General features: G+C 73.1%; 29 protein-coding genes. 17 read left to right on the top strand and 12 right to left on the bottom strand.

The window, feature by feature from the left end; all coding sequences use genetic code 11:
- Window positions 1–6: 6 nt before the first annotated feature.
- The 5 genes from NE235_RS07525 to NE235_RS07505 are packed head-to-tail and all read right to left on the bottom strand — an operon-like array spanning window position 7 to window position 5,062.
- Window positions 7–945 carry a VOC family protein gene (locus tag NE235_RS07525; protein WP_252800224.1) on the bottom strand — a complete coding sequence of 313 codons (939 nt, stop codon included), beginning with the start codon at window positions 943–945 and terminating at the stop codon, window positions 7–9.
- Window positions 942–1,955 (bottom strand): amidohydrolase family protein, encoded by a 1,014-nt coding sequence (locus tag NE235_RS07520; protein WP_252800223.1) that lies wholly within the window; start codon window positions 1,953–1,955, stop codon window positions 942–944. The genes NE235_RS07525 and NE235_RS07520 overlap by 4 nt, the downstream gene beginning before the upstream one ends.
- Window positions 1,952–3,076 (bottom strand): FAD-dependent oxidoreductase, encoded by a 1,125-nt coding sequence (locus NE235_RS07515; RefSeq protein ID WP_252800222.1) that lies wholly within the window; start codon window positions 3,074–3,076, stop codon window positions 1,952–1,954. Before NE235_RS07515 ends, NE235_RS07520 begins: the two co-directional genes overlap by 4 nt.
- Window positions 3,077–3,117: 41 nt before the next feature.
- Window positions 3,118–4,080: a cyclase family protein gene (locus NE235_RS07510; protein ID WP_252800221.1), complete on the bottom strand. Its 963-nt coding sequence runs from the start codon at window positions 4,078–4,080 to the stop codon at window positions 3,118–3,120.
- Window positions 4,070–5,062, bottom strand: coding sequence for a fumarylacetoacetate hydrolase family protein (locus tag NE235_RS07505; RefSeq protein ID WP_252800220.1), 993 nt, complete (start codon window positions 5,060–5,062; stop codon window positions 4,070–4,072). Before NE235_RS07505 ends, NE235_RS07510 begins: the two co-directional genes overlap by 11 nt.
- Before the next feature lie 85 nt (window positions 5,063–5,147).
- On the opposite strand from NE235_RS07505, the gene NE235_RS07500 reads away from it, so the two are divergent.
- The 4 genes from NE235_RS07500 (at window position 5,148) to NE235_RS07485 (ending at window position 8,702) form a co-directional block, all read left to right on the top strand.
- Window positions 5,148–6,104 (top strand): LysR family transcriptional regulator, encoded by a 957-nt coding sequence (locus tag NE235_RS07500; RefSeq protein ID WP_252800219.1) that lies wholly within the window; start codon window positions 5,148–5,150, stop codon window positions 6,102–6,104.
- A 31-nt stretch (window positions 6,105–6,135) separates the two neighbouring features.
- Window positions 6,136–6,888, top strand: coding sequence for a 6-phosphogluconolactonase (locus NE235_RS07495; RefSeq protein WP_252800218.1), 753 nt, complete (start codon window positions 6,136–6,138; stop codon window positions 6,886–6,888).
- Window positions 6,885–8,006 (top strand): N-acetylglucosamine-6-phosphate deacetylase, encoded by a 1,122-nt coding sequence (locus tag NE235_RS07490; protein ID WP_252800217.1) that lies wholly within the window; start codon window positions 6,885–6,887, stop codon window positions 8,004–8,006. Before NE235_RS07495 ends, NE235_RS07490 begins: the two co-directional genes overlap by 4 nt.
- 72 nt (window positions 8,007–8,078) lie before the next feature.
- On the top strand, window positions 8,079–8,702 hold the full coding sequence (locus NE235_RS07485; protein ID WP_252800216.1) for a CBS domain-containing protein: 624 nt from the start codon (window positions 8,079–8,081) through the stop codon (window positions 8,700–8,702).
- Window positions 8,703–8,756: 54 nt separating this feature from the next.
- Here NE235_RS07485 and NE235_RS07480 read toward each other — a convergent pair whose 3' ends face one another.
- Complete coding sequence (locus NE235_RS07480) at window positions 8,757–9,641, bottom strand: universal stress protein (RefSeq protein WP_252800215.1); 885 nt, start codon at window positions 9,639–9,641, stop codon at window positions 8,757–8,759.
- A gap of 335 nt (window positions 9,642–9,976) precedes the next feature.
- Here NE235_RS07480 and NE235_RS07475 point away from each other — a divergent pair, with 335 nt between their 5' ends.
- The 3 genes from NE235_RS07475 to NE235_RS07465 all read left to right on the top strand — a co-directional run bounded on the left by NE235_RS07475 (window position 9,977) and on the right by NE235_RS07465 (window position 11,280).
- The gene (locus NE235_RS07475; protein WP_252800214.1) at window positions 9,977–10,225 is read left to right on the top strand and encodes a hypothetical protein; all 249 of its coding nucleotides are present in this window, start codon (window positions 9,977–9,979) and stop codon (window positions 10,223–10,225) included.
- A 77-nt stretch (window positions 10,226–10,302) separates the two neighbouring features.
- A complete protein-coding gene (locus NE235_RS07470; protein WP_252800213.1) occupies window positions 10,303–10,788 on the top strand; it encodes a universal stress protein in 486 nt (161 codons plus the stop codon).
- Between the two features lie 66 nt (window positions 10,789–10,854).
- The gene (locus NE235_RS07465) at window positions 10,855–11,280 is read left to right on the top strand and encodes a CBS domain-containing protein (protein ID WP_252800212.1); all 426 of its coding nucleotides are present in this window, start codon (window positions 10,855–10,857) and stop codon (window positions 11,278–11,280) included.
- Window positions 11,281–11,399: 119 nt separating this feature from the next.
- Here NE235_RS07465 and NE235_RS07460 read toward each other — a convergent pair whose 3' ends face one another.
- Together NE235_RS07460 and NE235_RS07455 are read right to left on the bottom strand one after the other, a co-directional pair.
- Window positions 11,400–11,903, bottom strand: coding sequence for a VOC family protein (locus NE235_RS07460; protein ID WP_252800211.1), 504 nt, complete (start codon window positions 11,901–11,903; stop codon window positions 11,400–11,402).
- 110 nt (window positions 11,904–12,013) lie between these two features.
- Complete coding sequence (locus NE235_RS07455; protein WP_252800210.1) at window positions 12,014–12,781, bottom strand: pirin family protein; 768 nt, start codon at window positions 12,779–12,781, stop codon at window positions 12,014–12,016.
- Window positions 12,782–12,904: 123 nt separating this feature from the next.
- Here NE235_RS07455 and NE235_RS07450 point away from each other — a divergent pair, with 123 nt between their 5' ends.
- A complete protein-coding gene (locus NE235_RS07450; RefSeq protein WP_252800209.1) occupies window positions 12,905–13,378 on the top strand; it encodes a MarR family winged helix-turn-helix transcriptional regulator in 474 nt (157 codons plus the stop codon).
- A 31-nt stretch (window positions 13,379–13,409) separates the two neighbouring features.
- Here the strand turns inward: NE235_RS07450 and NE235_RS07445 are convergent, their stop codons facing one another.
- Complete coding sequence (locus tag NE235_RS07445; RefSeq protein WP_252800208.1) at window positions 13,410–14,663, bottom strand: GDSL-type esterase/lipase family protein; 1,254 nt, start codon at window positions 14,661–14,663, stop codon at window positions 13,410–13,412.
- Window positions 14,664–14,985: 322 nt separating this feature from the next.
- On the opposite strand from NE235_RS07445, the gene NE235_RS07440 reads away from it, so the two are divergent.
- Window positions 14,986–15,219 carry an EF-hand domain-containing protein gene (locus NE235_RS07440; protein WP_252800207.1) on the top strand — a complete coding sequence of 78 codons (234 nt, stop codon included), beginning with the start codon at window positions 14,986–14,988 and terminating at the stop codon, window positions 15,217–15,219.
- Window positions 15,220–15,313: 94 nt separating this feature from the next.
- Here the strand turns inward: NE235_RS07440 and NE235_RS07435 are convergent, their stop codons facing one another.
- Both NE235_RS07435 and NE235_RS07430 read right to left on the bottom strand, forming a co-directional pair.
- Window positions 15,314–16,144 carry an RDD family protein gene (locus tag NE235_RS07435; protein ID WP_252800206.1) on the bottom strand — a complete coding sequence of 277 codons (831 nt, stop codon included), beginning with the start codon at window positions 16,142–16,144 and terminating at the stop codon, window positions 15,314–15,316.
- Between the two features lie 95 nt (window positions 16,145–16,239).
- Complete coding sequence (locus NE235_RS07430; protein WP_252800205.1) at window positions 16,240–17,835, bottom strand: purple acid phosphatase family protein; 1,596 nt, start codon at window positions 17,833–17,835, stop codon at window positions 16,240–16,242.
- Window positions 17,836–18,069: 234 nt separating this feature from the next.
- On the opposite strand from NE235_RS07430, the gene NE235_RS07425 reads away from it, so the two are divergent.
- A complete protein-coding gene (locus tag NE235_RS07425) occupies window positions 18,070–18,267 on the top strand; it encodes a hypothetical protein (protein ID WP_252800204.1) in 198 nt (65 codons plus the stop codon).
- Between the two features lie 64 nt (window positions 18,268–18,331).
- On the opposite strand, the gene NE235_RS07420 is transcribed toward NE235_RS07425, so the two are convergent.
- Window positions 18,332–18,964 (bottom strand): TetR/AcrR family transcriptional regulator, encoded by a 633-nt coding sequence (locus NE235_RS07420; RefSeq protein WP_252800203.1) that lies wholly within the window; start codon window positions 18,962–18,964, stop codon window positions 18,332–18,334.
- Between the two features lie 76 nt (window positions 18,965–19,040).
- Here NE235_RS07420 and NE235_RS07415 point away from each other — a divergent pair, with 76 nt between their 5' ends.
- From NE235_RS07415 to NE235_RS07385, 7 genes are all read left to right on the top strand, one after another.
- Window positions 19,041–19,862, top strand: coding sequence for an oxygenase MpaB family protein (locus NE235_RS07415; protein WP_252800202.1), 822 nt, complete (start codon window positions 19,041–19,043; stop codon window positions 19,860–19,862).
- Between the two features lie 329 nt (window positions 19,863–20,191).
- On the top strand, window positions 20,192–20,410 hold the full coding sequence (locus NE235_RS07410; protein ID WP_252800201.1) for a hypothetical protein: 219 nt from the start codon (window positions 20,192–20,194) through the stop codon (window positions 20,408–20,410).
- 146 nt (window positions 20,411–20,556) lie between these two features.
- Window positions 20,557–21,486 (top strand): STM4015 family protein, encoded by a 930-nt coding sequence (locus tag NE235_RS07405; RefSeq protein WP_252800200.1) that lies wholly within the window; start codon window positions 20,557–20,559, stop codon window positions 21,484–21,486.
- On the top strand, window positions 21,483–22,574 hold the full coding sequence (locus tag NE235_RS07400) for an STM4014 family protein (protein ID WP_252800199.1): 1,092 nt from the start codon (window positions 21,483–21,485) through the stop codon (window positions 22,572–22,574). Before NE235_RS07405 ends, NE235_RS07400 begins: the two co-directional genes overlap by 4 nt.
- Window positions 22,571–23,359, top strand: a complete 789-nt coding sequence (locus tag NE235_RS07395) for an STM4013/SEN3800 family hydrolase (protein ID WP_252800292.1) — start codon at window positions 22,571–22,573, stop codon at window positions 23,357–23,359. The genes NE235_RS07400 and NE235_RS07395 overlap by 4 nt, the downstream gene beginning before the upstream one ends.
- A complete protein-coding gene (locus tag NE235_RS07390) occupies window positions 23,356–24,681 on the top strand; it encodes an STM4012 family radical SAM protein (RefSeq protein WP_252800198.1) in 1,326 nt (441 codons plus the stop codon). The genes NE235_RS07395 and NE235_RS07390 overlap by 4 nt, the downstream gene beginning before the upstream one ends.
- A complete protein-coding gene (locus NE235_RS07385; RefSeq protein WP_252800197.1) occupies window positions 24,681–25,571 on the top strand; it encodes an STM4011 family radical SAM protein in 891 nt (296 codons plus the stop codon). The genes NE235_RS07390 and NE235_RS07385 overlap by 1 nt, the downstream gene beginning before the upstream one ends.
- Window positions 25,572–25,589: the final 18 nt, after the last annotated feature.

The raw sequence follows: 25,589 nt of genomic DNA, 5'->3' as shown, positions 1-25,589 counted from the left end.
GGGCGGTCAGACCGGCGGGGCGACGAAGCAGCCGTGGTCGGGGTCGTTGAAGGACTCCTTGGCGACGAACTCGTTCATCGCGTTCGCGGTGCCCCACTGGTCGGTGACCTCCGGCTCGGAGAAGTCGTAGACGTGCGGGTGCCAGGTGTCCTCGTCCAGCTCCTCCAGCTCGGTCGTGTACTCGACCGTGTTGCCGTGTGGGTCCAGGAAGTAGGTGAAGGTGTTGTCGCCCGCCAGGTGCCGGCCGGGCCCCCAGATCTTGCGGAACCCGGCGCGGATGACCCGGCCGGATCCGCGCATGTACTCGTCGAGGCCGCGCATCTCGAAGGAGACGTGGTGCAGGGAGGTGTGCGGGCCCCGCGCGATGGCCATGCTGTGGTGCTGGGAGCTGATCCGCATGAAGTGCATGACCTCGCCCATGCGCGGGTGGCCGAGCGTGTCGGAGAGACGGAAGCCGAGGTGGCGTTCGTACCAGGCGCGGGTGCGGTTCAGGTCGGGGGAGTTGAGGACCACGTGGGAGAGCCGGACGGGGATCGACTCGCGCTCCTCGATGCGCCGGTGCCGCCGGGCGGCGACGTCGGCGGAGACCTCGATCGTCCGGCCGTCGACGTCGAAGAACCGGAAGCCGTATCCGCCGCCCGGGGTGTCCAGGGTCCCCGGCCGGGAGATCGGCCGGACGCCGTCCGCGATCAGGCGCTCGGCGAGGGCGTCCACGTCGGCCGGGGACGCCGCCCCGTACGAGACGAGGTCCAGGCGCTTGTCCCCGGCCCTGCGGAGCCGGATCACGTACTGTTCGGGGCTGCCCTCGGCGGCGAGGAAGGCGATGCCGGAGTCCTCGGCGACCGTGGTCAGGCCCCACACGCCGGTGTAGAAGTCGAGTTGCCGGTCGTAGTCGGGCACGGCGAGGTCGACGTGCCGCAGGTGGGTGAGGGGACGGTCGATCATGGCTGTTCTCCTCGGTCGAGGCGCAGGAGCGCGGCGGCGTTGCCGCCGCGTACGGCGTCGTGGTCGGGGGCGGGCAGGCCCGCGGCGCGCAGCGCGCCGAGCGGGTCCTCGGTGCCCATGTCGAACGGGAAGTCCGAGCCGAGCAGCACCCGGTCGGCGCCCGCGACGCGGACGAGCTCCCGCAGCACGTGCGGGTCGTGGACGAGGGAGTCGAAGTGGAGCCGCCGCAGGTACGTGCCGGGCGGGTGGGCGCAGCCGCGGGCGTCGGAGCGGGCCCGCCAGGCGTGGTCGGAGCGGCCGATGTGGGTGGGCAGGTAGCCGCCGCCGTGCGCGGCGATGATCTTCAGCCCGGGGTGGCGGTCGAGGACGCCGGAGAAGATCAGGTGCGACAGGGCGACGGCGTTCTCGGTGGGCTGGCCGACGGTGTTCGACAAGTACCACCGGTCCAGGCGCTCGTCGAGCGTGCACCCGAACGGATGCAGGAACACGATCGCCTCCGTCTCCTCCGCACGGGCCCAGAACGGCTCGTACGCGGGGTCGGACAGCTCCCGGCCCGGCGCGTGACTGGAGATCTCCACACCGCGCAGCCCGTGGCCCAGGGCGTCGTCCAGCGCCTCGGCGGCCAGGTCCGGGTGCTGCAGTGGGACGAGGCCCAGGCCGTACAGCCGGCCGGGCGCCTGGGCGCAGTGCGCGGCGGTGCCGGCGTTCGCGAGCCGCCACACCGTACGGGCGAGGTCGGGTTCCGCCCAGTAGTGGTAGTGCGACGGGGAGGGCGAGACGAGCTGCACGTCGACGCCCGCGGCGTCCATCGCGGCGAGCCGCGCGGTGACGTCCGTGAGCCTCGGGATCCGCTCGCGGATCATCGCCGCGCTGACGGCGAGGGCGTCGGGGCCGTTGCGGCGGGCGTCCAGTTCACGGGCGGCGGCCAGGCCGGACCGCCCGGCGACGGCCTCCTCGACCTGGGGCAGGAGGACGTGCGCGTGCACGTCGATCGTCGGGGTCTCGGTCACGGGTGCCTCTCCAGCGCGGTCAGGGTGCGGCCCATGAGGCCGGGCACGTCGGCGTCGCGTACGCCGTCCATCAGCCACCGGCACAGCTGCACGGAGCCCTCGACGACCATCCGGACGCGGGGGAGACGGCGCCGGTGGTACTCCGTGAGGGCGTCGTGCAGCGCGTCGTCGCCGGCGAGCAGGCGGGTGAGGACCAGGGCGTCCTCCAGGGCCATCGCGGCGCCCTGGGCCAGCGTCGGCGGGCAGCAGTGCGCGGCGTCGCCGACGAGCACGACCCGGCCGCGGTGCCAGGCGTCCTCGACCAGCATCTGGTCGAACCAGGTGTAGTTGACCTGGCCGGGGTCGGTGATGGACTCGCGGATCTCAGCCCAGGCCCCGCCGTACCCCGCGGCGAGCCGCCGCATCTCTTCGGCGTACGCGGCGGGGGCGACGGCGCCCCGGTCCCGGTTGGGCTCGACCAGGTAGGCGTAGACGGTGTCCGGCCCGGTGGGGCAGTACCCGGCGATGTAGCAGGGACCGCCGTAGGTCAGGTCGGTGCGCTCGACGCCCGCGGGGCGCGGGGCGGGGACCCGCCAGATCGCCATGCCGATGGGCTCGGGCCGGTCCGGGACGCCGGCCAGGGCGCGGGTCGCCGACGCGCGGCCGTCGGCGGCCACGACGAGGTCGTACCGGCCGGCGGCGCCGTCGGTGAAGACCACGTCGACGCCGTCGTCGTCCTGGGCGAGGGTCTCGACCGTGGTGCCGAGGCGGACCCGTGCGCCGGACGCGCGGACCGCGTCGGTGAGGATCCGCTGCAGCGTGGGCCGTTGCATGCCGACGGTGGCGGGCAGGTCGGGCCCGCCGGTGCGAAGGTCCTCGGCGACGTGCAGGACCGTCCCGTCCGGCGCGGTCAGCCCGACGGTGTCGAACGCGAAGCCGTGCGCGCGGACCTCGTCCCAGACGCCGAGTTCGCGCAGGACGCGCAGGGCGTTGCCCTGCAGCGTGATGCCGGACCCGCGGACGTTCCAGCCGGATTCGAGCTCCACGAGGTCGACCTCGACACCGGCCCGGCGCAGCAGCACGGTCACCGCGTTGCCGGACGTTCCTCCTCCCACGACGAGCACCTTGCGGACACGGGGCATGGCCGGCTCCCTCCGGATCACTTGGCTGATCGCTTGACGGGTCACTTGACGGCGATGGGGTTGACCGGAGAGCCGACGGCTCCGGTGATGGGCAGGGGCGCGGCGGTGAGCCAGAACTCGTAGGTCCCGTCGGCGGCGCAGTCGGCGGCGAGCGCGTCCAGGTCCCACATCTCGCCGATCAGCAGCCCGATGTTGGGGATGGCGACCTGGTGCAGCGGCTGGAAGGCATGGTCGAACTCGTTCGGCCGCACCTCGAACCCCCAGGTGTCGGTGGCGATCGCGGCGATCTCGGTGCGGTGCAGCCAGCCGGCGGTGGTGAACGACAGCCCGGGCGACGGCCCGCCCGCGTACTCGCCCCAGCCCTCACGGCGGGCCCGCGCCAGCCGCCCGGTCCGCACGCACACGATGTCGCCGCGGCCGACGGTGACCCCGTGCTCCTCGGCCGTCGCGGTCAGGTGCTCCTCGGTGACGGCGAAGCCGTCGGGCAGTTCGCCGTCCGTGCCGACGACCCGCCCGACGTCCAGCAGGACGCCGCGCCCGGCCACGTGCGGGGCCATGTGCTCGATCCCGGTGACGAGGTCGCCGTCGGAGGTGACGACCTTCTCCGCCGGACGGCCGTTCCACGCCCGGCCGTGGTCGAAGATGTGCCCGAGCCCGTCCCACTGCGTGGAGCACTGCAGCGGCATCGCGATCACGTCGTCGGCGCCGCCGATCCCGTGCGGGAAGCCCTGGTTGCCCAGTGCCGCGTCCGTGCCCGTGTCCAGCATCGTGTGCACCGGGTTCGTGCGCCGCCGCCAGCCCTTCTGCGGCCCGTCCATGTCGAACCTCAGGGACAGCGAGAAGCTCACGCCCCGGCGCACGAGCGCGGCGCCCGCCCGCCGCGCCTCCTCGGTGAGGAAGTTGAGGGTGCCGAGACGGTCGTCCTCGCCCCAGCGCCCCCAGTTCGAGTACGCCCGGGCCGCCTCGGCGATCGCGGTCTCCGGGTCGGTGCGGTCAAGCGTCATCGCGGGCCTCCGCGACGCAGCGGGTGCGCTGGGCGCCCAGCCCGGTGATCGTGCCCTCCATGACGTCGCCGTCGCGCAGCAGCCGCCCCCAGCGCATGCCGTTGCCGGCGGGGCTGCCGGTGAGCACGAGGTCGCCGGGCAGGAGCGTCGTCGTCTGCGAGGCGTAGGAGATCAGCCGGGCGAGGTCGAAGATCATGTCCTGGGTCGACTCGTCCTGCATGACCTGGCCGTTCAGCCGCAGCGTGACCTGCAGGTCGCCCGGGTCGCCGGCGAATCCGGCCGGGACCAGCCACGGCCCCAGGGGCGTGAAGCCGGGCGCGTTCTTGCTGCGCAGCCAGTCCGCGCCGATCTCGGGCATGTCCCGGCGGAACACCAGCTCGCGGGCGGTCAGGTCGTTGGCGATCGTGTACGCCGCGACGTGTTCGAGCGCCTCGTCGGGCCGGACGCGGAAGGCCGGGCGGCCGATCACGGCGGCCAGCTCCAGCTCCCAGTCGGGCTTGCGGCACCAGTACGGCAGGACGACGTCGTCGTACGGCCCGGTGATCGCCGACGGCAGGCCGATGAACAGGTACGGCTGGTCCTCGGCCGCCCGGCGGTCCATCATCGCCGCGGTCTCGGCCCGCACCTGCTCGGCCGGCCGCCCGCCCTCCGGCTCGTGGGCGACGGCCAGGTCGATCACGTGGGTGCGGTAGTTGGCGCCCGACTGGAAGATCTGCCGCGGCTCGACCGGCGCGTGGACGCGCAGGCCGTCCAGCGGCAGCCAGTCCCGTCCCGTGCCGGCGGCGAGTTCGGCCAGGCGCGGGAGGACCTTGTCCCAGCGCTCAAGCAGCGCCCGTACGTCGGGCAGGCCGAGGGCGGCGGCGAGGTCGAGCACCCGGCCGTCCGGCACGACCAGACCGGGGAACGGTGGGCGTCCCGGCGCGGAGAGGGTTCCGAGGGCGAACGGACCGGAGAACCCCGTCGCCGCGGCTGTGAGTTTCACGTGGATGTCCTCCTGATGACGGTGCGACTAATCTGAGGCCACCCACATGGATAAGGGAAATCGATTGTTCGGATTATGATCATCCATGCGGTGGATACCATCGACCGACCAGTACGGGACCGCCGTGAACCTCGCCAGCCTGGACCTCAACCTCGTCATCGCCCTCCGCGCCCTGCTGGAGGAGCGCAACGTCACGCGGGCCGGGCAGCGCATCGGCCTCAGCCAGCCGGCGATGAGCGCGGCGCTCGCCCGGCTGCGCCGCCACTTCGACGACGACCTGCTCGCGCGGGCCGGCGGCCGCTACGAGCTGACCGCCCTCGGCATGGCCCTGCGGGACCGGACCGGCACCGCCTGCGACCTGCTCGAACGGGTGTTCAGCAGCCGCGCCGGCTTCGACCCCGCCAAGGAGGAGCACGAGTTCACGCTCCTCGCCAGCGACTACGCGGTCGCCGTCTTCGGCGCCGAGCTCACCCGCGCCGTCCACGCCGAGGCGCCCGGCGTCCGGCTCCACTTCCGCAGGCCGACGGCCGACATCGTCGAGCACACCGGGGCGGTGCTGAGCACGTCCGACGGCCTGCTCATGCCGCACGGCGTCATCGGCGGCTTCCCCGCCGTCGAGCTCTTCACCGACCGCTGGGTCTTCGTGGTCGCCGAGGACAACCCGGAGGTCGGCGAACGGCTGACCATTGAGGACCTGTCACGGCTGCCCTGGGCGACGTACCAGCGGACCTACGACGCCCCCGCCGTCCGCCAGCTCAGCATGCTCGGCGTCGAGCCGCAGGCCGAGGTGTCCGCGGACTCGTTCATGGCGCTGCCCTTCCTCGTCGCCGGAACCCGCAGGATCGCCCTCGTCCAGGCGCTCCTCGCCGACCGGCTGCGCGGAACGGCCCCGATCCGCGTCCTGGCGCCCCCGTACGAGGCCGTCCCCCTCCGCGAGGCCCTGTGGTGGCATCCGGTCCACACCCACGACGCGGCGCACTTGTGGCTCCGCGAGATCGTGGCCCGGGTCGGCGCCGGCGTGACGGTCCCACCGTCACGGTGAGGTCGCGCGGGCGCGGAGTACCGTGGCCGCGATGACAGACGCAGAGCGGCCGGACGCCGCGACGTACGAACCCGTCCTCCGCCGGTTCCCCGACGCCGAGGAGCTGGGGCGCGCCGCCGCGCGGGACATCGCCGCGGCGATCATCACGCGGCTGGCGGCCCGGCCCGAGGTCCGGATGATCTTCGCCGCGGCGCCCAGCCAGGAGGCGACGCTCCGCGCGCTGGCGGAGCATCCGGGCGTCGACTGGACACGGGTGACCGCGTTCCACATGGACGAGTACCTCAGCCTGGACACCGGCGCCCCGCAGCGCTTCGGCGCGTGGCTGCGCCGGGCGTTCTTCGACCGGGTGCCGCTCGGCGCGGTGCACCTGATCGACCCGGACGCGCCCCCCGAGGCGTACGCCCGGCTGCTGACGGCCGCGCCGATCGACATCACCTGCCTGGGGATCGGCGTCAACGGGCACCTGGCGTTCAACGACCCGCCCGCCGACCTGGCCGACCCCGTGCCCGTCAAGGTCGTCGAGCTCGACGAGGTCTGCCGCCGGCAGCAGGTCGACGACGGCTGCTTCGCGGTCCTGGACCAGGTGCCCCGCCGGGCGATCACCCTGACCGTCCCGGCGCTGCTCGCGGCCGACGAGGTCTTCTGCATGGTCCCCGGCGCCCGCAAGCGCGATGCCGTGACCGCCGCGCTGCGCGGCCCGATCGGCGGGCACCTGCCCGCGAGCGCGCTGCGCACCCACCCGCGCTGCGTCGTGTACGTGGACGAGGAATCCGCGCCCCGGTGAGGATCAGCGGCCGGGACCCGGCGACCGGGCGCACGCTGTGTGTGACCGTCGAGGACGGGCGGATCGGCGCGATCACCGAGGCCGGCGGGCCCGCGGACCGGTGGCTCGCGCCCGGCCTGGTCGACCTGCAGGTCAACGGGTTCGCCGGGCACGACGTGAACGCCGCCGACGTCGACGAGGCCACGGTGGCCGCGCTCGTGCGCGCCGTGGGCCGTACCGGGACGACCACGCTCGTCCCGACGCTCGTGACCGCGCCCGAGGAGCGCGTTCACGCGGCGCTGTCGGCGATCGCGCGGGCCCGCCGGGCCGACCCGCTCGTCGCCCACGCGATCCCCTACGTCCACGTGGAGGGACCGTTCCTCTCGGCGGAGGACGGCCCGCGCGGCGTGCACGACCCGCGGTACCTGCGGCCCGCCGACGTCGCGGAGCTGCGCCGCTGGGGCGACCTCGTCGGCATGGTCACCGTCTCGCCGCACGACGACGCCGCGATCGACTTCATCGCCGCCGCCACCCGCATGGGCGTGCGCTGCGCGATCGGGCACACCCACGCCACGCCCGAGCAGATCACCCGGGCGGTCGACGCCGGCGCCGAACTCGCCACGCACCTGGGCAACGCCACCTACACCGTGCTGCCCCGGCATCCGAACCACCTGTGGACCCAGCTCGCCGACGACCGTCTGCACGCCGGGTTCATCGCGGACGGGCACCACCTGCCCGCCGACACGTTCCGCGTCATGCTGCGCGCCAAGGGCGTCGAGCGCTCCCACCTGGTGTCCGACGCGACGGCCCTCGCCGGCATGTCCCCGGGGCGGTACCGGACCCCGGTGGGCGGGGACGTGGAACTGTCGGCCGACGGGCGGCTGTCCTACGTCGGCACGCCACTGCTGGCCGGCGCCTCCCGCTCTCTCGCCGACGGGGTCGCGACGGCGATCACGATGGCCGGTCTGACCCTCGCCACCGGGCTGCGCCTCGCGACGGCCAATCCCGGGCGTTTCACCGGCGGCCGCGGCCTGCTGCGGCTCGGCCGGCCCGCCGACCTGATCACCTTCGCCTGGCGGCCGGGGGACACCACGCTGGACGTCCGCGAGGTCCTCCTCGCCGGGCACCCGGTGACCTGACCGCCTCGGCGACCCGGGCCGTACGGAGGCCGCCACGGGACCTTGGCCTCTCGCCCGAGAGGGAACGGGCAGGTGGGATGGAGAGTGGAGGTGAACGGGATGCTGGTGCACGAGGTGATGACGGCCCCCGTGGTGGCCGTGCCACGGGACTGGACGGTCCGGCAGGCGATCCGCCTGCTGTACGAGATGAACATCACGGCCGCCCCGGTCGTCGACGAAGAGGGCCGGATGGTCGGGATCGTCAGCGAGATGGACCTGCTGCGCGGCCAGTTCGAGGCGGACCCGCGGGCCTACCTGCGTCTCGCCGCGCCGCCCGAGGCGCCGCCGCCGGCCGGGGTGGAGGAGGTCATGACACCGAACGTGCGGACGGCGCGGGAGACCGACGACGTCCTGGGACTCGTCGAGGTGATGATCACCACCGGGGTCAAGAGCGTTCCCGTCGTCCGCGACACCACGGTGGTGGGCATCGTCAGCCGCCGTGACCTGATGGGGATGCTCGCCCATGGGGACGAACGGATCCGCGACGACGTACGGGCGGCACTCCGGGACCTGTCCGCGGAGACGGCGGAGACACGGGTCACGGTGCACGAGGGCGTCGTCGAACTCCGGGGTGACGGCGACGAGAGGACGGCGCGGATCGCCGACGTGATCGCTCAGACCGTGCCGGGCGTGGTCCGCGTCGTTCACTACCCGTGACGCGGGCCGACGGGACGCCGGGCCCTCCCTGATCGGCGGCCGGGTCGCCGGTCGTCACCCTCCGGCCCCGGCGCCGCGGCCGGACCGCCGTACGACGGCCACCGGTCCCCGGGCGTGGTGCAGCACCGCGTGGCCCACCGACCCGAGGCGCAGGCCGGGGAACCCGCCCCGCCCTCTGGCGCCGACCACGAGGAGTTCGGCCGTGCGTGAGGCCTCGGCGAGGACCGTGAGCGGACGGTCCTCGACCACCTGCTCGATCACCGGTACGTCGGGGTACTTGGCCGTCCACCCGGCGAGGGACTCCGACAGGACCCTGGCGCCCTCCTCCTCGGCCGTCAGCGCGTCGTAGCAGACCGGCCGCAGGTCCCGTGGGCTGTCCGGGCGGCTCCACACGTGGATCGCGCGCAGGCCCACCCCGCGCGTCGCCGCCTCCTCCAGGGCGAAGCCCACGGCGTCGACGGACGCGTCGGAGCCGTCGACCCCGACGGCGACCTCCGGCCGCCGGGACCGGGGGTCGGGGTCCATGGGGACGACGACGATCGGGCAGTCGGCGTGTTCGGCCGCCTGCCGGCTCACCGAGCCGAGCAGCAGCCGGGTGACGGCGCCGGTACTCCGCTGCCCCAGGACCAGCAGCGCGCCCCCCGCCGACTCCTCCAGGAGTGTCCGGGGAACGGGCCCGACGCCGAGCCGTCGCTCGATCTGAACCGAGGCGAAGGTCCGGGCGCGTTCCTCGGCCGCGTCCAGGATCCGCAGCCCCGGGCTCTCCGGCTCCGGCGACCCGCGGCCGCGATACGCGGGGATGTCACCGCGCTCCCAGCCGGTCGAGACGTGCACGATTCGCAGCGGCAGCCGTCTGCGCCCGGCCTCCGCCGCGGCCCAATCCACGGCCGCCAGGGCCTGGGTCGATCCATCGACGCCGACGACGACGGCTTCTCGCATGGTCCCCCCTCTCGCTTCGGCCGTCCGAAGGCTCCGGCTCCGGACGGCACCATCGTTCTTCCCTCCGTGGCCGCCGGTCAGCGCGGCGAAGGTCCCGGGAGACGGTGACCAACGACCGCTGCCGTCCCAGGGGCCGGTCTCCCCAGGGACCAGGGCCCGAAGGGAACGCGGACCGGTCGGCGCGCCGTGCGGGGACGGCGGACGGGCAGCTGGTGACGAAAGACCCTGGGGCGTCTCCTTCCGGCGGGGAAGTCTGGAGATGAGGACCGTCGCACGGACTCCGAAGATCCGGCGGCACCGCCGGACCCGAACCGGCCTGGAAAGCGAGGGAGTCGATGATCCGAGACGGTGATCGGACGGACCAGGGGACGACCCCGTCCGACCTGGAGAAACGCGTCGCCCGACTGGAGGCCCGTACGGAGGCGGTCGCCGAGGCGATCCGGTCGCTGGCGCACGGGCTCGAGGAGGGCCCGCTGGCCGAGCCCGGGGAGAGGACGGTGGCCGAGGCGGCACGTCGCGCGTACGAACTCCTGCTCATCACCGATCCGCACCGCGATGAGGAACACCACGAAGCCCGGCGATGAGCCGTTCGCGCGAGGCGGGTGGTCCCGGCGCCTGCCGGCGGCGTGCCCCGGGTGGCCGCCCAGAGGTGAACCACGCGATGACCGGTGATGCTCCGTCCAACGGCGAACCCGCGCCCATCCTCGTCGGGATCGACGAGTCACCGGCCCGGACGGCGGCGCTGCGCTGGGCCGTCGACCAGGCGCGCCGGCAGGGCTCCCGGTTGCGGGTCGTCCACGCGTGGGAGCTGGGACCCGGAGAGGCCGCGGTGCTCAGCCACGATGAGCGTGAGCAGAGACGCAAGGCCGTGGTCGCCGGCTGCCGGGCCTCGATCGAAGAGGTGCTCAGCCGATGCGCACCGGACGTCGCCGCCGACATCGAGATCCTCGAAGGACCCGCGGGCCCGGTCCTCGTCGAGCTCGCCCGGAACGCGTCGCTGCTCGTCCTGGCCACCCACGACCGCCCCGGCAGGCGGCGCCTGACCGCCCAGTCGGTCGGCCACTACTGCCTGTCCTACGCGTCGTGCCCGGTGGTGATGGTCCCCGGCAAGCCGCCGGACGACGAGCCGCCGGCGCCCGAATCCTGAGCAAGCCCGTACTGACGGGGAGAGAGCGAGTCCCGGACGAGGGGCTCGAAGAGAGGGGAACAGATCATGACAACCGCACGCGAGATCATGCACCACGGTTGTGAGTGCCTGTCGATGGACGAGGACCTCACCACCGCGGCCCGCCGCATGGCCGAGTCGGACGTGGGCGCGCTGCCGGTCTGCGGGAACGACGGCCGGCTGAAGGGGATCATCACCGACCGCGACATCGTCGTGAAGGCCATCGCGCAGGGCAGGAACCCCGCCGACGTCCGTGCCGGAGACCTCATCGGCGAGGGCGAGGTGTTCTACGTCGACGCCGGCTCCGACATCGAGATCGTCCTGCATGAGATGTCGGAGCACCGGATCCGGCGCCTGCCCGTGATGGAGAACGACCAGCTGATCGGGATCATCAGCCAGGCCGACCTGGCGGCGAAGCTGCCCGAGGACAAGCTCGGCGAGCTGGTGTCCGCCATCTCCACCACGTCGCACTGACCACGCCCTCATCGCGGAATGCCCGCGCCCGGGGGCGGGACGTCCCGGCCTCGGCCCGGTGGGCGGGACCGCCGGACGGATGACGCCGGTCCCGCCCACCGGATGGGCGCTCAGGCGTGTCACAGCACCCGGTCGCCGTACATCTCGCCGAGCGGGTCGGCGATCAGCTCGATGCGGGCGCCGTCGGGGTCCCGGAAGTAGACCGAGACCTCGCTGTGGACGACGTGCTCGACGCCGGCGTCGTCCAGGCGGCGCACGATCTCCTCCCAGCGCGCGGGCTCCACCGAGATCGCGCAGTGGTGGAGGCCCCCGAGGACTTCGGCGTACGGGCCGAGGTCGAGCCCGGGGAAGTCGAAGAAGGCGAGCAGATTGCCGTTGCCGATGTCGAAGAAGAAGTGCGAGGAGCCGGGGTAGTCCCGGTTCTCGATCAGCTCGGTGAGCGGGAAGCCCAGCACGTCCTGGTAGAAGCGGACGGTACGCTCCACGTCGCCGCTGATCAGCGCGGTGTGGTGGAGCCCGCGCGCCGTGGACCGGGGACGCTCGGCGGCGGGGCGGAGATGGGCGGCGCGGATGCGGCGCCGTTCGGCCTCCAGCGCGGCGAGGTCGGTCGGGGTGTCGGTCATGGTCTCCTCCGGATCCGGGTGGTGGTGTGGGTTCCCTGCCCGGGGGGCGGGCGGTGGACTCCCGCCCGCGGGCGGTCCTGCGCGGCTTCCATGATCAGGCGGCCGGGTGATCAGGCGGCGATGGTGGCGTGCATCTCCCACACCAGGATCTCCGCGGGTTCGGTCGCGGTGACCCGCTGCCCGCCGACGGCGGTGAAGCGCACGGCGTCACCCGTGCCGAGCGGACCGGCGCCCTCCAGGTTCACGGCGCCGCGTGGCACGAACAGGTGCAGGTACGGCGCGTCGGGCAGTTCGACGCTCTGGCCGGGTGCCAGACGGGCGGCGTACAGCGCGGCGTACCGGTTCTTGATCCGGATCGCGGCCTCGCCGTCGTGCCGCTCCATCCCGGAGGCGACGGGCACGAGCGTGCCGGAGGACAGCAGCTTCTCGTCGATCTCGAGCTGTTCGTACCCGGGGGTGATGCCGGCCTCGTCGGGCACCACCCACATCTGGACGAAGTGCACCGGCTCGTCGTGCCGCTCGCCCCGCAGGTGCCAGGAGTCGTTCTTCTCGGAGTGCAGGATGCCGGTGCCGGCGCTCATCCGCTGGGCGAGACCGGGGTAGATCACTCCGTTGTGGCCGGTGGAGTCCTGGTGGACCAGCGACCCGCGGAGGACCCAGGTGACGATCTCCATGTCACGGTGCGGGTGGGTCTCGAAGCCCATGCCGGGCGTGACCACGTCGTCGTTGTTGACGAGCAGCAGACCGTGGTGGGTGTTGCGCGGGTCGTGGTGGTGGCCGAAGGAGAACGAGTGCTTCGAGTCGAGCCAGCCGATCTCGGTCTTGTAGCGGTCGTCCGCGTGGCGGATGTCGATCCGCGGTGTCACCGGGGTGCTCATGACAGGGCCTCTCAGTCCGATCTTCCAGGTAGATGATGCATCATCTAGGCCGCCCAACCCTTATGACACGTCATATATTTCCTCGTTCAATGACGTGTCATTGATCACGCTAAGGTGAGGCTCATGAGCGCCACCCGATGGCTCGACGACGAGGAGCAGCGCGCCTGGCGTGCGTTCATCCGCATGCACGGGCGGCTGTCCGCCCGGCTCAACCGGCAACTGCAGGCGGACTCCGGTCTCTCACTGGCCGACTATGAGGTGCTCGTCCAGCTCACCGACGCCCCGGACGGGCGGCTACGGCCGTTCGAACTGCAGCGTGGCCTGCAGTGGGAGCAGAGCCGCCTGTCCCACCACCTCACCCGGATGCAGCGCCGCGGCCTCGTCGCACGTGAGGAGTGCGACGAGGACGGCCGCGGCGCCGTCGTCGCGCTGACCGACGCGGGCCGGCGGGCCATCGTCGCCGCCGCCCCGGGGCACGTCGACACCGTACGACGCCTGTTCCTCGACGAGCTCACCCGCGACCAGCTCGCGATGCTCCGGCAGGTGTCCGACCAGGTGCTCGCGCGCCTTGACGCCACCACCGAGGCCGGCGGCTGACGGCGGCGGCCGGCCGCCGCCGTCGCCGTCGTCAGCGGGTGGCGGGCAGGCCGAACACCGACAGGTCGATCGACCGGCCGAGCCGCAGGTCCCCGGTGGCGTTCGGGTGGTAGCAGTCGTAACGCCAGGGCGCGTAGATCACCGTGGGGTCGTCCGGGTCGCGGAGGACGGCGTCGAAGTCCAGGACGGCGTCGAACGTCCTGGATGTCCGGATCCAGGCGTTCACCGCGAGCCGGGTCCGTTCCTGGGCGCTGCCGGCCGTGTTGCACATCGGCAGGATGGTGGCGCCGACGATCCGGTGCCCCGCCCGGTGCACGCGGGCGGCGATGCCGCGCATCGCGCCGATGACCTGCCGGGCCGGCGCGGGCGGCGCGTACGTCCCGCCGCCGATGTCGTTGGTGCCCTCGAGCAGCAGGACGTAGCGGACGCCCGGCAGGGACAGGACGTCGCGGTCCAGGCGCTCGGGAGCGGGCGGCCCGCAGCACTGTCCCGTCGGGTCGTAGGGGTTCGGCTGGACGCTGACCGTGTTGCCGCTGATCCCGGCGTTGGCCATCGCGAGCCGCCGGCCGGGCGGCAGCGCGTCGATCCGCTGCGCGAGCACGTCGGTCCAGCGCGGGCCGCCGCCCACGGCGTTGTAGCCGTCGGTGATGGAGTCGCCCAGCGCGACGATCGTGCCGCGTGCCGCCGACACGGCGCTGACCGCGTCGGCCCACCACAGCGTGCCCGGCCGGAACTCGCCGAAGGCCGTACCGGTCACGTCCGACCCCGCGTCGCCCGCGGCCGCCGACAGGAACGAGCCGGGAGTGTCGGTCTCCGGCGGCGGGAAGGTGTGGTCGTCGACGGGGGCGCCGGGCGCGTAGACGCTCACCGAGACGTGGTCGCCCGGCCGGACGCGAAGGGGGATCGGGTCGGTCCAGACGGCGGCGCCCCGGGCGATGGCGGCGGTCTTCGCGCCGCCGATCGTGGCGCGATGGTCCGAGCCCGGCGTGAGCGCCGGTGAGCCGGGGGAGGGCTGGAGGCCCACCCACACCGATCGGACGTTCACCGGGCCGTCGCCGAACGGGTTGCTCAGCCGCACCCGCAGCCGGGTGCCGGAGGCGGTGACGGTGAGGACGTTGCGCACGGTCGCGTCGGGGGAGGTGCCGTGGACGCCCTCCAGCGCGGACTCGGTCACGGTGATCGACGGGGGCGCGGGGCGGGGCGGTGAGGCGCTCGCCGCGGTCGCGGAGGCCAGGAGCACGGCACAGGTCGCGGCGAGGACCGCGGGTGTTCGAAGCGTCGTCATCGGGCTCTCCGTCGACAGGGACTCTGCGGACATTCGCGGCACGCCGGGCATATGTTGTGGCCTGCAACATAACTCGGCGCGTCGAGCGCCAGAAGACCCGTGAGGCGCGCGCTGCCCGCGGGTCTGCGCTCTCATCGGGGGATCCGCCACCGATCACCGGCCGACCTGCGGGTTCGCGGGGAGGCCGGTGGGGCGCCTGGCTGATTCCGGCCATGCCCGAAGACGGGCGAACGTGAAAGACGGCTTCTTTCCGCCTGAGGACGGTCCTTCTCCCGGGGATCGTTACGATCGGGGACCACGGTCGCTCTGGTGGAAGGGAATCATGTCCGATCAGTACGAGGCGGTGTTCGCTCGGTACGACACCGATGGGGATGGGCGGCTCACCGTCGACGAGGTGACCGCGGCGATCGCGGGGATGTTCCCGGCGGCCGAGGTGAACGACCTGTCGGGGCTCATCAGGGCCTTGTTCGTGCAGTACGACACCAACCGCGACGGGCTGCTGTCGGCGGCCGAGTTCGTACCGCTGGCCCAGAACCTCCCCGAACTCGGTTCGTAGTCCCGGCCGCGCCGGTCACGCGTGCGCGCCGCACCCTGGCGACGGGCGAGTCCCGTCGCCAGGGTGCGGCGGGTCGGCCCCGCGACGGTTCCGGTCAGAGCCGGGTCTTGACGACGACCGTGTGGGCGATCTTGTCGTGCAGGCACTGCCGGTACGGCTTGTCCCAGAGCAGCCACAGCACGTTGAGCAGGGCGAAGAGGCCGCCGGCGGAGGGGACCTGCGGCGCGAGCGTGTAGATCGCGGCGCGCTTGACGGCGGTGCCCCCGCTGATCGCGCCGCGGTCCGCCAGCGCGACGACCTTGATGTGCATGACCCGCTTCCCGAGGGTCCGGCCCCATCGGGCGGTCGCCACCGCCTCGTAGCCGAAGGCGATGAGCGCGCTGACCAGCCCGACCAGCAGGCTGTAGCCCATCAGCCTGACCTCCACGTGCAGCAGCCGGCCGATCGGCGGCTCCTCGCCCTCCGGGTCGGACGGGAGGACGTCCCTGATCTTGTGGAGGTACCAGGAGAAGTACCAGATGAGCAGGGGCGCCGTGACGACGAGGAGGATGAGGCCGTCGACGATCCGGGCGACGAGGCGCTGCCACCACTCGGCGAGGGTCGGGTCCATCGGCGCGGGAGGGCCGTAGGCCGGGTGCGGCCGGCCGGGTGGATACGGCGGCGGCCCCGCGGGCGGGGCGCCGTGCCACCCCTGGCCCGGAGCCCCGTACGGCCCGGGAGGCGGGCCGCCGTAGGGCCCCGGCGCGGCGGCGTACGGCTGCCCGGGCGGGAGTCCGTACGGCCGGGGGTGCGGGCCCGGCTGTTCGGGCGGTGACCCGCCGGGCGCCGCCCACTCGTCCTGAGCGGGGGCCTCCGGCACGTCGTCCTCCCGTGGATCCGCCGGCACCGCTGCGTCATCCCCGTCGAGTCCCGCCGCTCCGCTCATAGCGGACCATCCTCGCATCCCTGAGCGGCCTTCCCATAACCGCCGATCGGCTCGGTCGGAACCGGCCGATCGGACAGGAGCCGGCGGTGGCTTCGTCACGGCCGGTGGTGGCCGCCGCGGGGCTTGCGGAGCACGAACCGGTCCAGCTCCTGGTAGTCGGCGGAACCGAGGTCCGCGCCGTAGTGCGTGACGGTGATCTCGGTCTTCCCGCCCGGGGCGTGCGGCTCGAAGTCGAACGCGGCGAAGCCGTACGGCCGCTGCAGGTCGCGGTACGCCGACCAGGGCGCGGGCTCGGTGGCCGTCTTGGAGGCGCGCTGCTTCGTCGGGTCGCCGGGGCCGACGTCGTAGATGACGACGCCGTCGTTCGGCGAGTCGAACGCCGACCACGGCGTGGCGGACGAGTGCCCCCCACCACCGATGATCATGTGCACGGCGCCCTTGGTGGTGTCGATCACGGAGGCGTTGGTGTCCTGCGGCGCCGGGGTGAGCAGCGAGCTGCCCGGCAGCACGCCCTTGACCGGGAACGTCCGCTCGAAGTGGTGCTCGTGCCCGGCGACGACGAGGTCCACGCCGTACTTGTCGAAGAGGGGCAGGAACTCCTGCCGGATGCCCAGGTCCGCGCCGTTGAAGTGCGCCGAGGACATCGCCACCTGGTGCATGCAGACGATGATCCAGTCGATGCCCGGGTCCGCGCTCGCCGCGCGGAGCGTCCGCTCCAGCCAGGCCTTCTGCGCGCCGCGGCTGTAGCCGCGGATGTACGGGTCGTACCCCTTCGCGGTGTAGCCGGGGACGTTGTCGCGCCGGTAGGCGCTGAACGCGCCGTCCTGCAGGCACACGTCATCGTTGTTGATGGAGATCACCCGGATCGGGCCGACCGTGAAGGCGTACCAGTTGCCGGCGAACTCCCGAGACCCGTTGCCCGGCAGGGTGAAACGGGTCTGGTAGGACAGGTAGCCCTCCGGGCCGTTGCCGACCTCGTTCTCGTGGTTGCCCGCGCACGGCATCCACGGGCGGTTGCGCGCGGAGCGCTGGTTGTTGTTGAAGAAGGACTGCCACGTCTGGACCGGCGCGTCACTGACGTTCGCGTAGCACAGGTCGCCGTTGAGCAGGTGGAACAGCGGGTCGAGCCTCTCCACCGCGTCGACGATGTAACCGGCGTTCGGCGTCGCCGGGCCGAGCCCCTTGCCGACCTTCGCGGGGATCGCCTGGTCGCCGAAGCTGGTGAACCGGAAGCCCTTGGAGCGGCCGTGCGGCGCCGTGCGGAAGGACCCGCTGAGCGGCGCCGCGCCCCGGTGCGCCACGTGGTACTCGTAGCGGGTGTCGGGGGCGAGCCTGGGCAGCACCGCGTGGTACGTGAAGACGGTCTCCCCGGTGAGGGCCTCGGTGTAGACCCGCTCCTCGGCTGGAATCTCCAACCCGAGCCCGTGCTCCCGCCTGCCGAGCCGGACGACCGGGCGGCGGACCCGCTGCGGCGCGGCCCAGGACACCGCCATCTCGTGGGCGGCGTCCGCGCCGAACTGCAGGTGCAGCTGCTCCGGCGCGGGTGCTCCGGCCTCGTCCGGGGTGGTCACCAGCGCGGCGGCGCTGCCGGTCCGGCCCAGGACGGGCGCGGCGACGGCCAGGCCGCCCAGTCCGCGCAGCACCTGCCGCCGGGCGACCTGGTTGGGTGACTCGTTCGGGGACTCGGCCATCAGCACTCCTTGTCGATCGATACCGGCAGTACGATCGCGGCTGCGGATGATCGACGAGTGAATCGTTCCTCTCGGGTCCGTGAACAACGCCTGGTCCCTGCGGTGCCCCGACCGGCCTATTCGCCCAAGATCTGGGTACAAGCCCGGCGTCCATGCCCCCCACCGCCGGAACGTGGTCGGCCCCCGGCGCCCCCTCGGCGCCGATCACCGACCGGCGCAGTCCTTGGAGTGAGGATGAGAATCACGACGGTCGTCGTCCTCTTGTGGCTCATCATCGGTGCGATCGCCGCCGGGCAGCGCCACTACTACAGCAGCGGCCCGAAGAACTGCTCCCAGGCGGGCACGCTCCTGGTCACCATCATCGCCGGTCCTCTCAACTACACGGGAGTGAATCCGAAGATCTCCTGCAAGGCCCCCGAGCCCAGCAAGTGACGCCGGGCGCGGCCGCCCTGGGCCGTGCGCGGCCACCGTGCGCGCGCCGCGTGAGACGTGAGGGTCAGCCGGACGTCCGCGGATCCCGGCCGGCGAGGGCGGTGAAGATGGTCACGTACTCCGCGACGATCTCGTCCTCGGTCATCGCGATGGCGCCGGCCAGCCAGGCGGTCAGCGTCTGCGCCAGGCCGCCGACGAGGAACTGGGCGATCAGCTCGAGCCGGGGACCGTCGGGAATGCCGTAGGACCGGCGCGCCTGTCCGCTGAGCAGTCGCGCGAAGAATTCGGAGGACTCCAGGCGCCGCCTCGCGAGCAGCGGGTTGGTCAGGGTGACGGAGAACAGCACCCGTCCGTGCCGTGGGTCGCCGGCCACGGAGCGGACGAGCTGTTCGAGCCCGGCCCGGATCCTGGCCGCGGGGCGCTCGCCGGCGGCCTCGACCGCGGCCAGCGTGGCGGCGGCGATGGTCTGCACGACGTGCTCGTGGACGGCCGCCACCAGGTCGTCGCGGTCGGCGAAGTTCTCGTAGAAGTAGCGCGGGGTCAGTCCCGCCCGCCGGCACACCTGACGCACGGTGAGCCGGTCCTCTTCGGCGGCGCCCAGGAGGTCGAGGCCCGCCTCGATCAGCTGCGCCCGGCGTTCCGCCCGGCGATCGGCGCCGGTCATGCCGCCGTAGACCCGCATCTCCGGAGGAGCCATGACGCCATCTTGACAGATCACCCGAGCCGGACTCTGATCTGGAAACAGTCGTTGCCAGATCTTCCCGGGAGTGACCATGCCGACCACCGAACCGGTTTCGTTCAACGAGGAGGCGATCGTCGGAGCGGCGCTCCTGGCGGGCGGCGCCAACGTGATCATGCAGCTGGCCCGGCCCGGCGTCGGTCACGGCGTGATCGAGAGCCGTGTGGAGAGCGGCAGGCTGGACCGCCACCCGATCAAACGCGCGCGGACGACCTTCGCCTACCTCGCCGTCGCCCTCCTGGGCGGCCCGGACGACAAGGCCGCCTACCGCAGGGCCGTGAACAGGGCACACGCGCAGGTGCGCTCCGGCCCGTCCAGCCCGGTGTCCTACAACGCCTTCGACCCCGCCCTGCAGCTCTGGGTCGCCGCCTGCCTCTACCGGGGGCTGGAGGACACCTACGAGGCGTTCATCGGCCCCCTGACGCCCGAGGTACGGGACCGGTTGTACCGGTCCGCGGCGCCTCTGGGCACCACTCTTCAGGTGCGGCCGCAGGACTGGCCCGCCGATCGTGAGGCGTTCGAGAAGTACTGGTGCGAGGAGCTGCGGCACGTCTCGATCGACGACCCGGTACGCCGCTATCTGCTGGGGCTGGCCGACCTCCGGTTCCTGCCCCGCCCGATCGGCACGCTGCTGGGAGGGTTCAACCGATTCGTCACGACGGGTTTCCTGCCGCCGGAGTTCCGCGAGCCGATGGGCCTGGCGTGGAACGCCGGGGACCAGCGCCGGTTCGACCGGCTCATCGCCGTCCTCCGGGTGACGACCCGCCTCCAGCCCGTCGCGCTCCGCCGGTTCCCCTTCAACGTCCTGCTGTGGGACGTGCGCCGGCGCATCCGCGCCGGCCGCCCCCTGGTGTGACCCGCCGCCCGTGCGATCCCGGTGCCGCCCCGGTCACCGGACGGAGACGGGCGCGCGGTCCCCGCCGGCGGGTTCCCGCAGCGCCGATCACGCCGCTGCGGCCGCTGTCCGGGCGGACGAGGGCCGGGCATCGCCGTCGGCGGCGCGAAGCCGTCCGCCGCCACGAGGTCGTGAGCCGGCGCCGCCGCCGGGTCAACACGGGCGAGGAGTACCTTCGGCCGGCGGTACGGGGACGAGGGGCCCTGCCGGGCACCGGGCGGCAGAGGTATCACGGTGGTGGAGGCGGATACCGATCCGCCGACGAATGACCAGGAGGGGAGGGTCCCGCCATGGTATGGATCATGGTCGCCCTCGCCGGAGCGGCCGCCGGCTTTTCGATCGGCCGGACCTACGCGGGCGCACGAGACGCACACCACCACTTCTCCGACCATCGAGCCCGCACCAACACCGATCTCCGCGACTGGATCACCGGCAGCGTCCGTACCGGTTCGCTCCTGGTCGGCCTGCTGATCGCCCTCTACCTGCTCTACCGTGTCACCGGCGGCTGACCTCGCGGCCCTGAGATCCGGCCGCGATTCGGGGATCCCTCCGCCGGCCGCCACCCGCTCTCACCGTGAGGTCGTCCCAAAGCGGGCGGACTGTCCTCTCCCTCTGGTAGATCTGTCGCGTCGTCCATGAGGAAGGGTTCCCGGCTGTGTCCGTAGACGAGCATCTCTCAGAGTTCGACGGTCTTCCGGTCGTCGATTTCCTGTCGGCCGAAGAAGCGGAGGAGCCGCTTCCGCCCGTGGCGTCCGCCGCCTGGCGGATCGCCATCGATTACGACGCAGGAGCCTTCGACAGACTGTTCGAGCGCTTCTTCGAGAAGGTCGACACCTCTCAGGTGACCAGCCTCATCATCGGCTTCTGGGGCGCCGCGTACGACGAGAACGATGTGAAGCCCGTGGATCTGCTGGTCAACGCGGCCGGCCGGCTGCCGCGGCTGCGCGCGCTGTTCCTCGGGGACATCGAGCCGGACGAGGCGGAGATCTCCTGGATCGAGCACTCCGACATCACGCCGCTGTTCACCGCGTTCCCCGGCCTGCGGCGGCTGGAGGTGCGCGGCGGCACCGGGCTCACCATGGACCCGATCAAAAGTGAGGCGCTGACCGTGCTGCGGTTCGAGTCGGGCGGCCTGCCCGCGAGCGTCGTACGGGCGGTGGCCGCCAGTGACCTGCCGAACCTCGAGCACCTCGACCTCTGGCTCGGCGTGGAGAACTACGGCGGTGACGCCACCGTGGCCGACCTCGCGCCCATCCTGAGCGGAGAGCGGCTGCCCGCGCTGCGGCATCTCGGGCTGGAGGACAGCGAGATCCAGGACGAGATCGCGGCGGCGGTCGCGGGCGCGCCGGTCGTGGCCCGGCTGGAGTCGCTGAGCCTGGCCATGGGCACCCTGACGGACGAGGGTGCGGAGGCGTTGCTGTCCGGCCGGCCGCTCACCCACCTCAAGCGCCTCGACCTGCACCACCACTACCTCACCGACCGGATGGTCGAGCGGTTCAGCGCGGCGCTGCCCGGCGTCACGGTCGACCTGAGCGAGCAGGAGAAGCCCGACGGCGACTGGCGTTACGTGGCGGTCGACGAGTGACACGGGACACGGCCTTCACCGTGGTCGCCGTTCCGGGCGGCCGGCGGGCGGCGCTGTTCGCCGCCGCCTGCCGGGGCCGGGGCCTGCCCGAGCCGCACGTCGTCGACTGGCGGGACGTGCTGCGCGGGAGCCGGATCCACGTCGAGCCGGGCACGTTCCTGCGCGTCGACTCCCCCGGGGAGGACCCGGAGACGGCCGCGCTGCTGCGCGGGCCGGGGGATCCGGCGCGTGCCACCGGGTACGCGCGGTGGTACGCCGCCTTCACCGCCGGGCTCCGGCGGATCGCGGCCGCCGCCGGCGAGGCGCGGACGCTCAGCGACCCCGGCGAGATCGCGGTGATGTTCGACAAGCGCCGCTGCCACGCGCGTCTCGCGGCGGCGGGCGTTCCCGTGCCGCCGGCGCTGCCGCCCGTGCACTCCTACGACGAGCTGCGCGCCCGCATGGCGGAGACCGGCCGGTACCGGGTGTTCGTCAAGTCGGCGCACGGGTCGTCCGCCTCCGGGGTGGTCGCCCTGCAGGCGGCCCCCGGCCGGGTCAAGGCGGTCACCTCAGCGGCCCGCGACGCCCATGGCGCGCTGGTCAACTCGCTGCGCGTCCGCTCCTACGAGAACGAACGCGAGGTCGCGTCGCTCGTCGACGCGCTCGCGCCGGACGGGCTGCACGTCGAGGCGTGGCTGCCCAAGGCCTCGATCGGCGGCCGCGTCTTCGACCTGCGCGTGGTGGTGGTCGCGGGCCGGCCGACGCACGCGGTCGTGCGCACCAGCCGCCACCCCATGACCAACCTCCACCTCGGCGGCGCGCGCGGGGATCTGCGCGCGGTCCGCGAGCGGCTCGGCGAGCCCGGCTGGCGTCGGGCGATGGAGGTCTGCGAGCGAGCGGCGGCGTGCTTCCCCGGCAGCCTCATGGTCGGCGTCGACCTGCTCATCGGCGCCGGCCGGTGGCGTCCGGCGGTGGCGGAGGTCAACGCGTTCGGCGACCTGCTGCCGGGCCTGACCGGCCTGCCGGGCGGCCCCGCCGAGGGCCTGGACACCTACGCCGCCCAGGTCGCCGCGGCCCTGACCGGGAGGGTTCCGGCGTGCGCGACATGAACGCCATCGTGGGCACCCACGACCTGCTGCTGGTCACCCTCGACACGCTCCGGTACGACGTCGCGGCCGAGTCGATGGCGGCCGGGCGCACGCCCACCCTGAAGGCGGTGCTGCCGGACGGCAGGTGGGAGCGGCGGCACACGCCGGGCAGCTTCACCTACGCGGCGCACGCGGCCTTCCTCGCGGGCTTTCTGCCGACCCCGGCCCGGCCCGGTCCGCACCCACGGCTCTTCGCGGCCGAGTTCGCCGGCAGCGAGACGACGGCGCCCGGCACGTGGGTGTTCGACACCGCGGACCTGCCGGCCGGGCTGGCCCAGGCCGGATACCACACGGTCTGCATCGGCGGCGTGGGGTTCTTCAACAAGCGGGGCCCGCTCGGCTCGGCGCTGCCCGGACTGTTCGCCGAGAGCCACTGGGAGCCGGAGTTCGGCGTGACCGACCCGAGTTCGCTGGAGCACCAGATCGCCCGCGCCGAGCGCGTGGTCGCGGGCCTCCCGGCCGACCGGCGGCTGTTCATGCTGGTCAACGTGTCCGCGCTGCACCAGCCGAACTGGTTCTACGCGGCCGGCGCGGCGCGCGGAGAGGACTCGCGGGCCAGCCACGCCGCTGCCCTCGAGTACGTCGACCGGCACATCGGCGGCCTGTTCGCCCTGATGCGCCGTCCCTGCCTCGTCATCATCTGCTCCGACCACGGCACGGCGTACGGCGAGGACGGCCATACGGGCCACCGGATCGGTCATGAGATCGTGTGGACCGTGCCCTACGCGGAGTTCCTGCTGACATGACCTCGCCGAGCATGGCCGCGGCCCCCGACCTGACCCGCCCGTACCAGGGATACGTCTACGCGTACCCGCACAAGACGGCCTACCGGCCGCTCACCCCGCGCCCCCGGCTGTCCGACGTCTGGGCGGCCGAGCGGCGCGACGCGCTGTTCCTCTACCTGCACGTGCCGTTCTGCGAGATGCGCTGCGGCTTCTGCAACCTGTTCACGCGTACGGGCGCGCCCGAGGAGTTGACGACCGCCTACCTGGACGCGCTGGAGCGCCAGGCCGGCGCCGTACGCGACGCGCTGGGCGAGGCGTCGTTCGCCACCGCCGCGTTCGGCGGCGGCACGCCCACCTATCTGACGGCGGCGGAGCTCGAACGCCTCTGCGACCTCGCCGGGCGGTTCGCGGACCTCACGGACATCCCGCTGAGCGTCGAGACGTCCCCGGCGACCGCCACCACCGACCGGCTGACGGTGCTCGCCGAACGTGGTGCCACCCGCGTCTCGATCGGGGTGCAGAGCTTCGTCGACGCCGAGGCGCGCGCCGCCGTACGCCCGCAGAAGCGCGCCGAGGTCGAGGCGGCGCTGGACCGCATCCGCGCCGTCGGCTTCGACACGCTCAACATCGACCTGATCTACGGCATCGACGGCCAGAGCCCCGCGTCCTGGCTCCACTCGCTCGACGCGGCGCTGTCCTGGGAGCCGGAGGAGCTGTACCTCTACCCGTTGTACGTCCGGCCGCTCACCGGGCTCGGCCGGCAGGGGAGGAGCTGGGACGACCAGCGGCTGGAGCTCTACCGGATCGGCCGCGACCACCTGCTCGGGCTCGGCTACGAACAGGTGTCCATGCGCATGTTCCGGCGGCCGGCCGCCGGAACGAACGGCGGCGGCACCACATACTGCTGCCAGACCGACGGCATGGTCGGCCTAGGCTGCGGCGCCCGGTCGTACACCGAGCAACTGCACTACTCATTCGAGTACGCCGTCGCGGCGAGCGCCGTACGCGGCATCATCGGCGAGTACGTCCAGACCCGCGACTTCGGGGACGCCCGCGTCGGCTTCGCGCTGGACGACGACGAGCGGCGCCGCCGTCATCTCCTCCAGTCGCTGCTGCAGGCGTCCGGTCTGCGGCGGGCGGACTACCGGCGGCGATTCGGCACGGACCCGGACGCCGACTTCGCCCCCGACCTGGCGGCCCTGGCGGACCGGGGGTGGCTGGAGGAGGACCGGCGCGAAGTCGTCCGGCTCACCCCGGACGGCCTGGCCCACTCCGACGCGATCGGCCCGGCACTGTTCTCACCGAGCGTGCGGGCGCTCATGGACACCTACGAGGCGCGCTGATGGACCACCTGACGATCCTGTATCGCGGTCCGCTCGCGAGCTGCGACTACGACTGCCCGTACTGCCCGTTCGCCAAGCGGCGCGACACCCCGGAACAGCTGCGCGCGGACCGCGCCGCCCTCGAACGCTTCACCGCCTGGGTGGCGGCGCAGTCCCACGGCGTCTCGGTCCTGTTCACGCCCTGGGGCGAGGGACTCGTCCGGTCCTGGTACCGCCGGGCGCTGACCGAGCTCAGCCACCTGCCGCACGTGGAGCGCGTCGCGATTCAGACCAATCTCAGCGCCCGCCTGGACTGGACCGCCGCCGCGGACTTGTCCCGGCTCGCGCTGTGGGCGACGTACCACCCCGGCCAGGTGCCGTACGAACGGTTCCTCGGCAAGTGCCGGGAGCTCGCCGACCGGAACGTACGGCACAGCGTGGGCGTCGTCGGGCTGCCCGAGCACCTGCCGCACGCCCGCCGGCTGCGCGCCGACCTGCCGCCGGAGACCTACCTGTGGGTCAACGCCGCCGAAGGGCACGCCTACTCCGATGCCGAGGCCGCCGAGTGGACCGCCATCGACCCGCTCTTCGCCTACAGCCGGCACCCCCACGCCAGCCGGGGCCTGCCCTGCCGGACGGGGGACAGCGTGGTCTCCGTCGACGGCGACGGGACCGTGCGCCGCTGCCACTTCGTGCCGGAGGTCCTCGGCAACCTCTACGACGGATCGTTCCGCGGCGCGCTGCGTTCCCGCCCCTGCCCGCTCCCGGTCTGCGACTGCCACATCGGCTACGTCCACCTCGAGCCGCTCGGTCTGTACGACGTCTTCGCCGGCGGCGTCCTCGAACGGATCCCGGCCGGCCCGTGGCGGGTGCCGCACCCTATGGGCGCGGCACCCCTCACGTCCGCCTGACCGGCCGTTAGAGGTCTG

Origin of the sequence: Actinoallomurus spadix, assembly GCF_024055725.1 — a bacterium.
Classification (GTDB): Bacteria; Actinomycetota; Actinomycetes; order Streptosporangiales; family Streptosporangiaceae; genus Actinoallomurus; species Actinoallomurus spadix.
The sequence above is the reverse complement of the archived record's forward strand: the minus strand, read 5'-3'. Positions and strand labels throughout refer to the sequence as shown.